Source organism: Mycobacterium sp. 852002-51163_SCH5372311, from assembly GCF_001667115.1.
Lineage (GTDB): Bacteria > Actinomycetota > Actinomycetes > Mycobacteriales > Mycobacteriaceae > Mycobacterium.
On sequence record NZ_LZIJ01000144.1, the window covers coordinates 51,880 to 64,471 of the forward strand.

Genomic DNA, 12,592 nt, shown 5'->3' on the forward strand with positions numbered 1-12,592 from the left:
CAGGGCGGCCGGACATTCCAGCGCACCCGGCTACACCGGCCGCTCGACGGTTTGGCGCGATCAGGGAATCGTCAGCACTTGCCCCGGGTGAATCAGGTCCGGATTGCTGATGCCGCTTGCGTCCGCGATGACCTGGTATTTGCTGCCGTCCCCGTAGAACCGCTCCGAGATGGCCCACAGGGTGTCGCCGGACTCCACGGTGTAGGTGCGCGCGGCGGGTTCCGGAGCGGGCTCCGGCGTGGCTTCTTCGACCGGTTCGGCTACGGCGTCCGAAACGGCTTCTTTCTCGGTCTCGTCGGTGGCAGGCTCCGCGGCGGCCTCGGGCGCCGGTGGCGGCGGCTGGTCGGTCTCGGTCTTGGTCGACCAGGCGGGTCCGTCAGCCGCGTACAGCACGAGGTTGCGATCGTCCTGTAGGACGAGTTTGACGTCTTTCTTGCCCTTGGTGTCGCTGTGCCAGACCGGCTTGTCCGCGGTGTAGAGGACGAAGTTGCCGTCGGGCTGCACCTCGGCACGCACCACGTCCTGGCCGTTGGTCGAAGTCGACCACAGCGGCTTGCCGCGCGACGCCAGCACCAGGTTGCCGTCGTCTTGCAGCGTCAGGGTGTACGCCCCGTTGTTCGAAACCAGCGATTCTCCCCGCACCAGCTTCTGACCTGGGGTGAGCGTGTCTGCCATAGCATTCCCTCTCGTTGTCTTCTCGGATGTCTCATCGGAAATCTCAGATGTCTCGTATCGCTGTCGGTGCCCGGCTGACGGGCGCCTACTGATCTTGGTTGAACCTCGGCATCACCTTCTCGACGCATATCGAAACCCCCACGAAACGAAAAGTGAACACTGCGAAATGCAGTGCGGCGTCGGACTATTTCTTGCCCCCGAGCAGACCACCGAGGATCTCTCCGAGTCCGCCGCCCTTGCCGCCGAGCACGCTGCCCAGGACGCCGCCGAGCGACTTGTCACCGGAGCTGCCGGCGAGGATGCTGCCCAGCACTTCACCGAGGCCGCCGCCGGACGCTTCCTCCTTCTTCTGCGCCGGTGCGGTCTGGCCGGCACCACCGGAAGTCAATTGTTTTCCGATGTAGGCCAACACAATTGGGAGCACGACTGGAAGTAACTGTTTGATCAGGTCGCGATTGCCGGCACCGCCGCTGGCCAGAGCGGTCGCCACCTGATCGGTGTCGTTGCCGCCGAACAGCGTCGCAACCGCCTGATGTCCCTGGTTCTCGTCAACCTGCTCGACACCGCCACCGGCGTCGAGCAGCCCGCGCGCGCTACTGGCGGCGGACTCGATCCTGCTGGCGTGCTCGGGATCGCCCGAGTTGTGCTGAAGTCCGCCAAGCAGAACCGGTACCAGGGTGTGAATCGCGTTGTCGACTTCGCCTTCGTCGGCACCTAGCTTGCTTGCGATATCGGAAGTGGGAATTTGAGCGTAAAGATCATCAAGACCGGCCATCGTTTTGCAACCACCTTCGTCGCTGAAATGGAGAGCAAAGCCCTCTCCGACACTAGACTCACGCGCTGGGGATCGATACCCCTTGGCGCAAGCCGATTTCAAGTACTCGATCAGTTCAGCCGCTCGGTATGCAGCGACACGCCGGCGGCCGGGAAACGCGCCAGCAAGGCATCGCCCATCGCGGCCGCGGGGGTTAGGACGCCGCGCAGTTCGGACAGCTTGTCACGGTCGATCGCCAACGCAAGACCGCACTCCCCCAATAACACCGACGTCGCCTTGTAGCCCGGGTCGCCGCGCTGGGCCATCCGCGCCACATAGCGGGCGCCGCTGGTTGTGGTGGTGTAGGTCTCGGTCCGATAGTAGCCACGCTCCCGGGTCGCCTCGCTCGGGCCGCTGCCGGGTTTGGGGACGACCCGCTCCACCAGACCATGCGGGAGCAGGCGGAAGTAGCGGCTGCCCAATCCCGTCATCGCGTTGCCGACACCGCTCAACACGGCCGACGCCGCTGGCGCAACGACAGAGGATCCCAGGCTCATGTTTTCGCTGTACCGGAATTGTCTGCCGTACGCCCAATCCAGTAATGCGTTACTGCGGCGCACAATTCGGGTATTCGTCGGCGCCATCATGAATCCGCCGGTCCACAGTCCGTTGAGTTCCGGCGCGATCTGCCGACCGCGGCGCCACGGCAAATCGGGTTGCCGACCGACGTCGGGCTCGGCGCCGCGGTCGGGACTCAACGTGTAGGGGTCGGCGAACTGCCGACGCAGCTCTGGATCAGCGGAGACTGCGCGCAGGATTTCCAGCATCGACGCGATGGTCCCGCCGGATAGCCCCCCAGCCATGGAGCGCACGACGAAGTCGGTGTTGGTGAGCTCTCCGGCGTCGTCCTGCCGTGCCGCGCGATACAGGGCGTAGACGCTCAGATCCGAAGGGATTGAGTCGAATCCGCATGCGTGCACGATGCGGGCACCGGTGTCAGCGGCCTGCTTGTGGTACAGGTCGATGCTCTCGCGGACAAATGGCGGCTCGCCGGTCAGGTCGGCGTAGTCAGTGCCCGCCTCGGCGCACGCCGCCACGAGTGGCAATCCGTATCGCATGTACGGCCCGACGGTGGTGACGACCACCTGTGTCCGGGCCGCCATCGCGGTCAGCGTCGACGGCGATGCGGCGTCTGCGGCCACCACCGGCCACGACTGGGCACGCTCCCCCAGAGTGTCGCGCACCTTTTGCAGCCGTTCGGTCGACCGGCCGGCCAGCGCGATGCGGGTTTCCCCGCCGGCCCGGGCGAGGTATTCGGCGGTGAGCTTTCCCACGAAGCCGGTGGCCCCGTACAACACGATGTCGAATTCGCGCGGCGTAGCGGTCACCGGACCGACGCTACCCCGAGCTACGTCGACGCGATGGCGCGGATCGTCGTCATCGGAGCCGCACCGACACCTCGAGCGGCGCCGCTACCAGTGCGCTGCGCCTGGCGAGGGCTTGTAGCCGAACCGCGACGGTCGCGGGTGATTGTCGGCCGTTTCAGGCCCCAAAAGAGAATGCCGGGCGCAATGCGCCCGGCATTCTCGTTATGACGTTTGTCAGCCGCGTCGGCCGCAGACCGGCCAGGCGCCGATGCCCTGCGAACGCAGGACGTTCTCGGCCACCCGGATCTGCTCCTCACGGCTCGCGCTCTGCGCGGATCCGGTGCCACCGTTGGCCCGCCAGGTGCTGGCGGTGAACTGCAGGCCACCGGAGAACCCGTTACCGGTGTTGATGCCCCAGTTTCCACCGGATTCGCACTGTGCGATCGCGTCCCAGTTCACGCTGTACGCCTTGGGAGCGGGCGGCGCCTCAATGGGCTGTGCGTCCGCTGGCGGTGGGACGTTCGGGTCGAAGCCAACCGGCGCGGGCGGCGGGGCGTCCGGAGCCGGGACCGGAGGCACGTTCGGGTTAAAACCCGCCGGTTCCGCCACTGGGGGCGCGTCGACCGGCGCCAGGGCGTCCGGCATGGCGTTCGGGTCGAATCCCTCCGGCGCGGGCGGTGCGGCGTCCGGGCCCGCCTCGGCGGGGGGCACGTTCGGGTCAAAACCCGCCGGCTCCGCATTGGCGGTACCGGCGGAGGGGACAGTCACGAGCGCCCCTGTGAGCGCGGCGACGATGAGCGTCTTGCGGACGTTCCTCAACATTGTTCCTTTCGCGGTGCGCGCGCCAAAGCCAGCCCACGAAGGTGGGTTGGGGTGCTGAATGCATCCGGATCCATCCGGAACTAGCTGCTTCGGGACGTGCCGTCTCGTTCTGGCACGACAGCGGGGGCTCTCGATCTGCCCGGCGGGGCTACCGCCGGTCGCGGCAGCTGCTGAACCTGCAGCCGTCCGCAACCCCGCTCACACGCGGGTCCGTGGATTCAATTTTGCGGCGCCCGTTGTCGGGCTATGTAGGGACGGTACGAGACGCAAATGTATTCGTCATCTTTGACGCGCGCATATCTCGCTTCTATAACGACGCTGTCACGACGCGATCGGACAATTGTCATTGCAGGTCAGGCTGATATTTTCGACGGGCTGCGACGGGGCGTGGTCAGCCCGTTATCGTGAGGGGAATCACGCATATTTTGTGAGCTGGGACACGGGTTTGCTGGCGACGCACCCACTGGCTCGCATCACCCCGCGGACGTCGCCGCGGCACCCTGTATCGGAGCCCAGTTGCACCGATTCGTCACCGACCGGCCGCTCGCACGCTGAAGCGCCTCGGCAAACCGGCGCGCTGTCGCTAAACCATCAGTGCTAGAACGTTATTCGCTCTCAGCGCGGAGCGGCCGTGGCAGCAAAAACCGGTGATTGCCGAAGTCCGTTCACGAGATCTGCAGCACCCATTAAAGGACCGAATTGCGCAATACGCCAAGCGATTTGGTTTCAATACGGATCGGGCGACCGGCGTCGCCCATGGCAGCCGCCATGCCCCGGCAGACGGAGGGTCCAGCCGCTGGGGGCGCCAGCCTCAGATTTCAGCTAACGAATTTGCCATAATTCCCGCTAGGGAAAGCTGGAAGCTTCTCGGACCTAGCCGCGGATCGGCCGTCGGATATGCCAAATCGATACTGCTGCAAGACAATTCGATGCCACGTCGGAGCGCGTCAAAGCAAATGCAGTGCGAATTCATTCCAGTCAATTATTCAAGTGGCATCGCACTAGGCGAAAATTATATAAATCACACGCCTCGCCGAGTGATGTATAAATGGACCAATTAATGGCCGGTCAAAGGAATTAAAATCAGACCCCGGGGCGCGCCAGAGCGCGCAAGTCCGCGGCCGAGTTGAGGTTGGTCAACGACCGGCACTTCGGCATCACGACCCGCTGAGCGTCCGAAGCATCGACGAGGGCACGCATCTTGCGCTCCCCGGCGACGACCAAGGCGTCAACCCGGTCGGCAAGACCGGTTTGATACACCGCGGCGAGGTAATGATCCTGCCCGTCCCACGGCAACACCACCTCGGCACCGGTCTGCACTGCCCGGCGGGCGAGATCATCGATCAATTCGACGGCCAGATACGGCATGTCGACGGCGCAGACGAACGCAAGGCGGGCACCGGCCTCGGCCGCCGCGCGCAACCCCCGCCCGGTCGCCGGCAACGGACCAAGCCCCCGCAGTTCGTCCCGCAGAACAGCAACCGGCAGCACCGGCAACGGTTGTCCGGGCGCCGCCACCACGAAAACGTGTTCGCAACGCTGCTGGAGTACACCGGCCACATGTTCGACGAGGGTGCCGGTTCCGCCGGGGACCGGCATGGTGGCCTTGTCACGGCCCATGCGCCGCGATTCGCCTCCGGCGAGCACGACGCCGGCCAATGGCACTGCGTCGGATGTGGATGCCGTCACGTCAGTCGACGGTCCAGGTGTCGCGTCCGCGTAGCAGCGATTGCAGCGCGGCGGCATCGGACGGCTTCGATGACTGCGCGGCCTCGACCTGTGAACGCGCCGCGTCATCGTAGGTAGGCCGGCTGACATGGCGGAAGATCCCCAGCACGGTGTGCTCGAGGTTCTGCTCGGAAAGCCGGGACAGCGCGAATGCGTAGGCCGCATCGTCGGCGTGCGCGTCGTGCACCACGATCTCTTCGACGGCCACGTCGGCGGTCTTGGCCACTTCGAGGCTGAAGCCGGATTGCACCACGCAGTATTCGCCGTTGGCCCCGAACACGATCGGTTCGCCGTGGCGGACATTGATCACCCGCTCTTCGGCGCCCTCCTTGCGCAGCACGTCAAAGGAGCCGTCGTTGAAGATCGGGCAGTCCTGCAGGATTTCGACGACGGCGGCACCGCGATGCTGCGCCGCTCCACGCAGCACATCGGACAAGCCGGCGCGGTCGGAGTCCAGTGCGCGGCCCACAAACGTCGCCTCGGCGCCCAACGCCAGCGATACCGGGTTGAACGGGTGATCCAGCGAACCCATCGGTGTCGACTTGGTGACCTTGCCGACCTCCGAGGTCGGCGAATACTGGCCCTTGGTCAGCCCGTAGATCCGGTTGTTGAACAACAGAATCGTGATGTTCACATTGCGGCGCAGGGCGTGGATCAGGTGGTTGCCGCCGATCGACAAGGCGTCGCCATCGCCGGTGACCACCCATACCGACAGGTCCTCGCGAGCCAGCGCCAGCCCGGTGGCAATCGCCGGCGCGCGGCCGTGGATGGAGTGGAACCCGTAGGTCTCCAGGTAGTACGGAAACCGGCTGGAGCAGCCGATGCCGCTGATGAACACGATGTTCTCGCGGCGCAGCCCCAGTTCGGGCAGGAAGTTGCGAATGGTGTTGAGGATGACGTAGTCACCGCAGCCGGGGCACCAGCGGACCTCTTGCTCGCTGGTGAAGTCCTTGCCCTTCTGCGGCTGTTCGCCAGGAGACAGAGTGGGCACGCCGGCGTTCTTTGTCAGCTTTGGAGTAACTCCGAGTTCAGTGCCCGCTAGATTGCCCATCAGGTCGGTCATACTCCCGCTCCAACCCTGGCCGCCGACAATTTGGCAACCATCGTCTTGTCTTGCTCGAGTTCGTCCAGTCGCCCGGCCAGCGCGGCCCGAATAAAGCGTCCTATTTCGTCGGCCAAGAACGACACACCCTTGACTTTGGTCACCGAGTGCACGTCGACCAGGTACTTGGCCCGCAGCAACATCGCCAGCTGACCCATATTCATCTCCGGGCATACCACCCTCGGGTACCGGTGCAACACATCGCCCAGATTCGCCGGGAACGGGTTCAGATGCCGCAGATGCGCATGCGCGACCTTGGTGCCCCGGCGCCGCGCACGCCGACAGGCTTCGCCGATCGGGCCGTAGGAACTGCCCCACCCGATCAGCAGCAGTTCGGCGTCGCCGGTCGGGTCGTCAACATCCAGATCGGGGACGCTGATGCCGTCGATCTTGGCCTTGCGTATCCGCACCATGAGGTCGTGATTGGTCGGGTCGTAGGAGATGTCGCCGGACCCGTTGGCCGCTTCCAAGCCCCCGATGCGGTGTTCCAGCCCAGGGGTCCCCGGAACCGCGAATTGGCGGGCCAGGGTCTCCGGGTGCCGGGCGTAGGGCTCGAATGGCTCGTCCGGTTTGGCAAAGATGTGCTTGATCGGCTTGAACGAGCTGACATCTGGGATCCGCCACGGCTCGGACCCGTTGGCGATGGCGCCGTCGGACAGCACGATCACCGGAGTGTGATACGACACCGCGATCCGCACCGCCTCGACCGCGGTTTCGAAGCAGTCGGAGGGAGACCGCGGCGCTACCACGGCAACCGGCGACTCACCGTTGCGGCCGAACAGCGCCTGCAACAGGTCGGCCTGTTCGGTCTTGGTGGGCAGGCCAGTCGACGGTCCGCCGCGCTGCACGTCGATGACGATCAGCGGCAGCTCGGTCATCACCGCAAGCCCGAGGGCCTCAGATTTCAGCGAAATACCCGGGCCCGAGGTACTGGTGACGCCCAATGCGCCACCATAGGAGGCCCCGATCGCGGCGCAGATGCCGCCGATCTCGTCTTCAGCCTGAAACGTGATGACATTGAAGTTCTTGTGCTTGGACAGCTCGTGCAGAATGTCCGAGGCCGGGGTGATCGGGTAGCTGCCGAGGACGACCTGCTTGTCGGCCAACCGGCCGGCCGTCACGATTCCGTAGGCCAGCGCGGTGTTGCCGGAGATCTGGCGGTACTCGCCGGCCGGCAGAGATGCCTTGGAAACCTCGTAGGTGGTGCCGAACGCCTCGGTGGTTTCGCCGTAGTTCCAGCCGGCCTTGAGGGCCAGCACGTTGGCCTGGGCGATATCGGGCTTGCGGGCGAACTTCTCCTTGATGAACTTCTCACTGGCCGCGATCGGACGCCCGTACATCCACGACAACAGACCCAGCGCGAACATGTTCTTGGCGCGCTGGCCGTCCTTCTTCGACGCACCGATCGACTCCACGGCGCCCAGCGTCAACGTGGTCATCGGGACGGCGTGGACGACGTATTCCTCGAGCTCGTCGCTCTCCAGCGGATTGGTTACGTAACCGACCTTGGTCAGATTGCGCTTGGTGAACTCGTCGGAGTTCGCGATTACCATGCCGCCGCGCGGCAGGTCGCCGATATTCGACTTCAGCGCCGCCGGGTTCATGGCGACCAGCACGTCGGGGCGATCACCGGCGGTCAGGACGTCATAGTCGGCGATCTGGATCTGGAAGGACGACACTCCGGGCAGGGTGCCTGCCGGGGCCCGGATCTCGGCGGGGTAGTTCGGCTGGGTGGCCAGGTCGTTGCCGAAAAGCGCTGCCTCCGAGGTGAACCGGTCGCCGGTCAGCTGCATCCCGTCGCCGGAATCGCCGGCAAAACGGATCACGACATTTTCCAGGCGCTGTTTCACGGATCCGGTACCGGAGGCACCGTTGCGAGACTCTGCCCCGGCTTCGTTGCCGTTCGGATCCACGTCTCCGCCTTCCATCTGTTATCTGGCCAGACACTCCGTCGCGGCTTCACGTCACGCGCTATGGAGTGACTTCCCCCCGTCCTGACATTTATGTCACTAGCGGTATCAATTATGGCATTACTTTAAGGATTAGGTAGCAGCGTGCGACCCGGTGTGTGCGCCGTGTTCACGGGTAAAACCCGACGTCAGCGCCGTACCGGGGGCAAAAATGCAGCCAAACTGTGGTTTTGGTCACTTAAGAAGGAACCGGATTCGCGGGGCGGTCCGACCGTCCCACAGCGGGGGTAGAACACGTTCTAGTTTGTGGCTTTCGCGCCCTTTTCGCGGTCAGGCGCTCTTGTCGCGACGCTCGGCGCGCGACGGCTTCCGCGGCACGATCGTCGGCAACACGTTGTCCTGCACGGTCTCCTTGGTGACAACGACCTTGGCGACGTCGTCGCGGCTCGGGATGTCATACATGACCGGCAGCAGGACTTCCTCCATGATGGCCCGCAGGCCGCGGGCGCCGGTGCCGCGGTGGATGGCCTGATCCGCGATGGCCTCCAGCGCGTCGTCGGTGAACTCCAGCTCCACGCCGTCCATCTCGAAGAGCCGGATGTACTGCTTGACCAGTGCGTTCTTCGGCTCGGACAGGATCTTGACCAACGACTCCTTGTCCAGGTTGGTGACCGAGGCGACCACCGGCAGCCGGCCGATGAATTCGGGGATCAGCCCGAACTTGATGAGGTCCTCGGGCATCACTTCGGCGAAGTGGTCGGTGGTGTCGATCTCGGCCTTGGAGCGAACTTCGGCGCCGAAGCCCAGGCCACGCTTGCCGACCCGTTCGTAGATGATCTTCTCCAGGCCCGCGAACGCCCCGGCGACGATGAACAACACGTTGGTGGTGTCGATCTGAATGAACTCCTGGTGCGGGTGCTTGCGGCCGCCCTGCGGGGGAACCGACGCCTGAGTGCCCTCCAGGATCTTCAGCAAGGCCTGCTGGACGCCCTCACCGGAGACGTCGCGGGTGATCGACGGGTTCTCGCTCTTGCGGGCGATCTTGTCGACCTCGTCGATGTAGATGATGCCGGTCTCGGCGCGCTTGACGTCGTAGTCGGCGGCCTGGATCAACTTGAGCAGGATGTTCTCCACGTCCTCGCCGACGTAGCCGGCCTCGGTCAGCGCGGTGGCGTCGGCGATGGCGAACGGCACGTTGAGCATCTTGGCCAGCGTCTGGGCCAGGTAGGTCTTGCCACAGCCGGTGGGCCCGAGCATCAGGATATTGGACTTGGTCAGCTCAACCGGCTCGTGCCGGGAGTCTCGGCCCTTCTCGCCGGCCTGGATCCGCTTGTAGTGGTTGTAGACGGCCACCGCGAGCGTCCGCTTGGCGGTGTCCTGGCCAATGACATATCCCTCGAGGAATTCGCGGATCTCGACCGGCTTGGGCAGCTCGTCGAGTTTCACGTCGTCGGCGTCGGCAAGTTCTTCTTCGATGATCTCGTTGCACAGGTCGATGCACTCATCGCAGATGTACACACCGGGGCCCGCAATGAGTTTCTTGACCTGTTTCTGGCTCTTTCCGCAGAACGAGCACTTCAGCAAGTCACCGCCGTCTCCGATGCGCGCCATGATGCTTCAGGGCCTACTTTCTGGTTGCTGCCTCGTCGCCTGTTCGTCTTACCGTGCCGCGTGTATTCCCCGACGCTACCCGCTTGCTGCTGCTCACCGCGACCGTTAGGGATGAATCGCGTGTTTGGTATTCGTGGGGTGTTCACGCCTGTCGATCTGAATGAAACATATAGCCCGATGGCGTCCGTGGCTTGTCGAGACGCGCTATGCGTGTCTCTGGCGTGTCGCGGTCGTTACCCGACCGAGCCGCATCAGCCTCGCCGCACAGCGGGCGAATCCCCCGGCCGGCCACCCTACAGTGACCGTGTGGAACCGGTCGGCGGCGGCGAGTGGCCCGGCGAATCCGTGCTGATCAGTGACGGCGGCCTGGCCACCGAACTGGAGGCGCGCGGGAACGACCTGGCCGACCCGCTGTGGTCGGCCAAGCTGCTGTCGGACGCCCCGCAGACGATCGTCGAGGTGCATGCCGCTTACTTTCGCGCCGGTGCCATGATCGCGACGACCGCGAGCTACCAGGCGTCGTTCGAGGGCTTTGCCGCGCACGGGATCGGGCGCGACGATGCCATAGCGTTGCTGCGCCGCAGCGTCGAACTCGCCAAAGCGGCGAGGGACGAGGTCGGCACAGCCGGGCTGTTGGTGGCGGCCTCGGTCGGACCGTACGGGGCGGCGCTTGCCGACGGCTCCGAGTACCGCGGACGCTACGGCCTCTCCGTGGCGGAGCTGACGCGATGGCATCGCCCGCGGCTCGAGGTCCTGGCCGCGGCGGGCGCGGACGTGCTTGCCCTGGAAACCGTTCCCGACGTCGACGAGGCCGAGGCGTTGGTCGATTTGGTGCGCTCGCTCGGCGTCCCGGCCTGGCTCAGCTACACGATCGACGGGAATCAGACAAGGGCCGGCCAACCGCTGTCCGATGCGTTCGCGGTGGCCGCCGGAGTGCCCGAGATCGTCGCCGTCGGCGTCAACTGCTGTTCGCCCGACGACGTGCTACCGGCGATACACGCCGCAGGCACCGGCAAGCCGGTGATCGTCTACCCGAACAGTGGCGAGGGCTGGGACGGGCGAACCTGGACCGGTCCGCGCAGGTTTACGGCGGAACTGGCGAACCAGTGGATCTTGGCCGGGGCGCGCATCGTCGGGGGATGCTGCCGGGTAGGACCGGCCGATATCGCCGAATTGGCGTCGCGCCTGAGCCCGAAATCATGAGTCTGCGCTCATGGCATCGAGCCTGCGCTCAGGGCTACCTTTTCTCGATTTTGATCGCCCGCACCGCAGGATCGGTGGAGCTGCCGTCGGCGAAGGTCCGAAAACGGCTAGGCGGTCTGCGCGGAGAGCTTCCGGTATTCCAGCACGGTGTCGATGATCCCGTAGTCCTTGGCCTCTTCGGCGGTCAGGATCTTGTCGCGGTCGGTGTCCTTGCGGATCACCGCGGCGTCCTTGCCGGTGTGGCGGGCCAGCGTGGTCTCCATCAGCGTGCGCATCCGCTCGATTTCGGCGGCCTGGATCTCCAGGTCGGAGAACTGACCCTGGATCACACCGGACAACGACGGCTGATGGATCAGCACCCGGGCGTTGGGCAACGCCATGCGCTTACCGGGCGTGCCGGCGGCCAGCAGGACCGCGGCCGCCGATGCGGCCTGACCCAGGCACACCGTCTGGATGTCGGCCCGGACGTACTGCATGGTGTCGTAGATCGCCATCAGCGAAGTGAACCCGCCGCCCGGCGAGTTGATGTACATGGTGATGTCGCGGTCGGGATCCAGCGATTCCAGCACCAAGAGTTGCGCCATGATGTCGTTGGCCGACGCGTCGTCGACCTGGACGCCGAGGAAGATGATGCGCTCCTCGAACAGCTTGTTGTACGGGTTGGACTCTTTGACACCGAAGCTGGAGTGCTCGATGAACGACGGCAGGATGTAGCGCGCCTGAGGCTGAATGTGGGGGTTGGAGGTACTCACTGGGCTTCTCCGTTACTGATGTGTGCGGCGCGGGTGATGATGTGGTCGACGAACCCGTACTCGAGAGCTTCCGGGGCGGTGAACCAGCGGTCGCGATCGGAATCCGCCTCGATGCGTTCGATCGGCTGGCCGGTGAACTCGGCGTTGAGGCGGAACATCTCTTTCTTGATGACGGCGAACTGCTCGGCCTGAATGGCGATGTCGGCCGCGCTGCCGGTCACCCCACCCAGCGGCTGGTGCATCAGGATGCGGGCGTGTGGCAGGGCGAAGCGCTTGCCCTTGGTGCCGGCGGCCAACAGGAACTCGCCCATCGAGGCGGCCATCCCCATCGCGTAGGTGGCGATGTCACACGGCGCCAAGACCATGGTGTCGTAGATCGCCATCCCGGCGCTGATCGATCCACCCGGCGAGTTGATGTACAGGTTGATGTCTTTCTCGGTGTCTTCGGCGGCGAGCAGCAGAATCTGTGCGCACAACCGGTTGGCGACTTCGTCGTTCACCTCCGACCCCAGGAAGATGATGCGCTCGGAGAGCAAGCGCTCATACACCGAGTCCGTGAGGTTTAGACCCACCGAGTTCGAACGCATGTCAGTCACGACTGAATTACCTGCTTTCTCGAGTTCTGTATGCACCGACACTAACCAACCCAACCCGATGCATGGGTGCCA

The 12,592-nt window shown here is 64.8% G+C and carries 11 protein-coding genes; 1 reads left to right on the forward strand and 10 read right to left on the reverse strand.

The features are described 5' to 3' along the window. Positions 1-60: 60 nt before the first annotated feature. From A5791_RS16845 to clpX, 8 genes are all read right to left on the reverse strand, one after another. Positions 61-675, reverse strand: a complete 615-nt coding sequence (locus A5791_RS16845; RefSeq protein ID WP_067239208.1) for a LysM peptidoglycan-binding domain-containing protein — start codon at positions 673-675, stop codon at positions 61-63. Positions 676-859: 184 nt separating this feature from the next. Beyond that, positions 860-1,450, reverse strand: coding sequence for a DUF937 domain-containing protein (locus A5791_RS16850; RefSeq protein ID WP_067239211.1), 591 nt, complete (start codon positions 1,448-1,450; stop codon positions 860-862). A 110-nt stretch (positions 1,451-1,560) separates the two neighbouring features. Beyond that, complete coding sequence (locus A5791_RS16855) at positions 1,561-2,817, reverse strand: trans-acting enoyl reductase family protein (protein ID WP_067239213.1); 1,257 nt, start codon at positions 2,815-2,817, stop codon at positions 1,561-1,563. Between the two features lie 213 nt (positions 2,818-3,030). Further along, the gene (locus tag A5791_RS16860) at positions 3,031-3,615 is read right to left on the reverse strand and encodes a transglycosylase family protein (RefSeq protein WP_067239276.1); all 585 of its coding nucleotides are present in this window, start codon (positions 3,613-3,615) and stop codon (positions 3,031-3,033) included. A 1,086-nt stretch (positions 3,616-4,701) separates the two neighbouring features. After that, positions 4,702-5,307 (reverse strand): molybdenum cofactor guanylyltransferase, encoded by a 606-nt coding sequence (gene mobA, locus A5791_RS16865; protein WP_255397696.1) that lies wholly within the window; start codon positions 5,305-5,307, stop codon positions 4,702-4,704. Position 5,308: 1 nt separating this feature from the next. Continuing rightward, positions 5,309-6,409, reverse strand: coding sequence for a 2-oxoacid:ferredoxin oxidoreductase subunit beta (locus A5791_RS16870; protein ID WP_067239215.1), 1,101 nt, complete (start codon positions 6,407-6,409; stop codon positions 5,309-5,311). After that, positions 6,406-8,361, reverse strand: a complete 1,956-nt coding sequence (locus tag A5791_RS16875) for a 2-oxoacid:acceptor oxidoreductase subunit alpha (RefSeq protein ID WP_156661397.1) — start codon at positions 8,359-8,361, stop codon at positions 6,406-6,408. Before A5791_RS16875 ends, A5791_RS16870 begins: the two co-directional genes overlap by 4 nt. A 327-nt stretch (positions 8,362-8,688) precedes the next feature. Next, positions 8,689-9,969 carry an ATP-dependent Clp protease ATP-binding subunit ClpX gene (gene clpX, locus A5791_RS16880; RefSeq protein ID WP_067239219.1) on the reverse strand — a complete coding sequence of 427 codons (1,281 nt, stop codon included), beginning with the start codon at positions 9,967-9,969 and terminating at the stop codon, positions 8,689-8,691. Positions 9,970-10,275: 306 nt separating this feature from the next. On the opposite strand from clpX, the gene mmuM reads away from it, so the two are divergent. After that, positions 10,276-11,172 (forward strand): homocysteine S-methyltransferase, encoded by an 897-nt coding sequence (mmuM, locus tag A5791_RS16885; protein ID WP_231995935.1) that lies wholly within the window; start codon positions 10,276-10,278, stop codon positions 11,170-11,172. Between the two features lie 107 nt (positions 11,173-11,279). Here mmuM and clpP2 read toward each other — a convergent pair whose 3' ends face one another. Beyond that, a complete protein-coding gene (clpP2, locus tag A5791_RS16890; protein ID WP_067239222.1) occupies positions 11,280-11,924 on the reverse strand; it encodes an ATP-dependent CLP protease proteolytic subunit ClpP2 in 645 nt (214 codons plus the stop codon). Next, positions 11,921-12,511: an ATP-dependent CLP protease proteolytic subunit ClpP1 gene (gene clpP1, locus A5791_RS16895; RefSeq protein ID WP_067239224.1), complete on the reverse strand. Its 591-nt coding sequence runs from the start codon at positions 12,509-12,511 to the stop codon at positions 11,921-11,923. The genes clpP2 and clpP1 overlap by 4 nt, the downstream gene beginning before the upstream one ends. Positions 12,512-12,592 lie beyond the last annotated feature (81 nt).

What these genes read in the sequence shown, in the direction of transcription:
- clpX (WP_067239219.1), bottom strand. Translation starts at nt 9,969, where the DNA reads ATGGCGCGCATCGGAGACGGCGGTGACTTGCTGAAGTGCTCGTTCTGC.
- A5791_RS16845 (WP_067239208.1), bottom strand. Translation starts at nt 675, where the DNA reads ATGGCAGACACGCTCACCCCAGGTCAGAAGCTGGTGCGGGGAGAATCG.
- A5791_RS16850 (WP_067239211.1), bottom strand. Translation starts at nt 1,450, where the DNA reads ATGGCCGGTCTTGATGATCTTTACGCTCAAATTCCCACTTCCGATATC.
- A5791_RS16870 (WP_067239215.1), bottom strand. Translation starts at nt 6,409, where the DNA reads ATGACCGACCTGATGGGCAATCTAGCGGGCACTGAACTCGGAGTTACT.
- clpP1 (WP_067239224.1), bottom strand. Translation starts at nt 12,511, where the DNA reads ATGCGTTCGAACTCGGTGGGTCTAAACCTCACGGACTCGGTGTATGAG.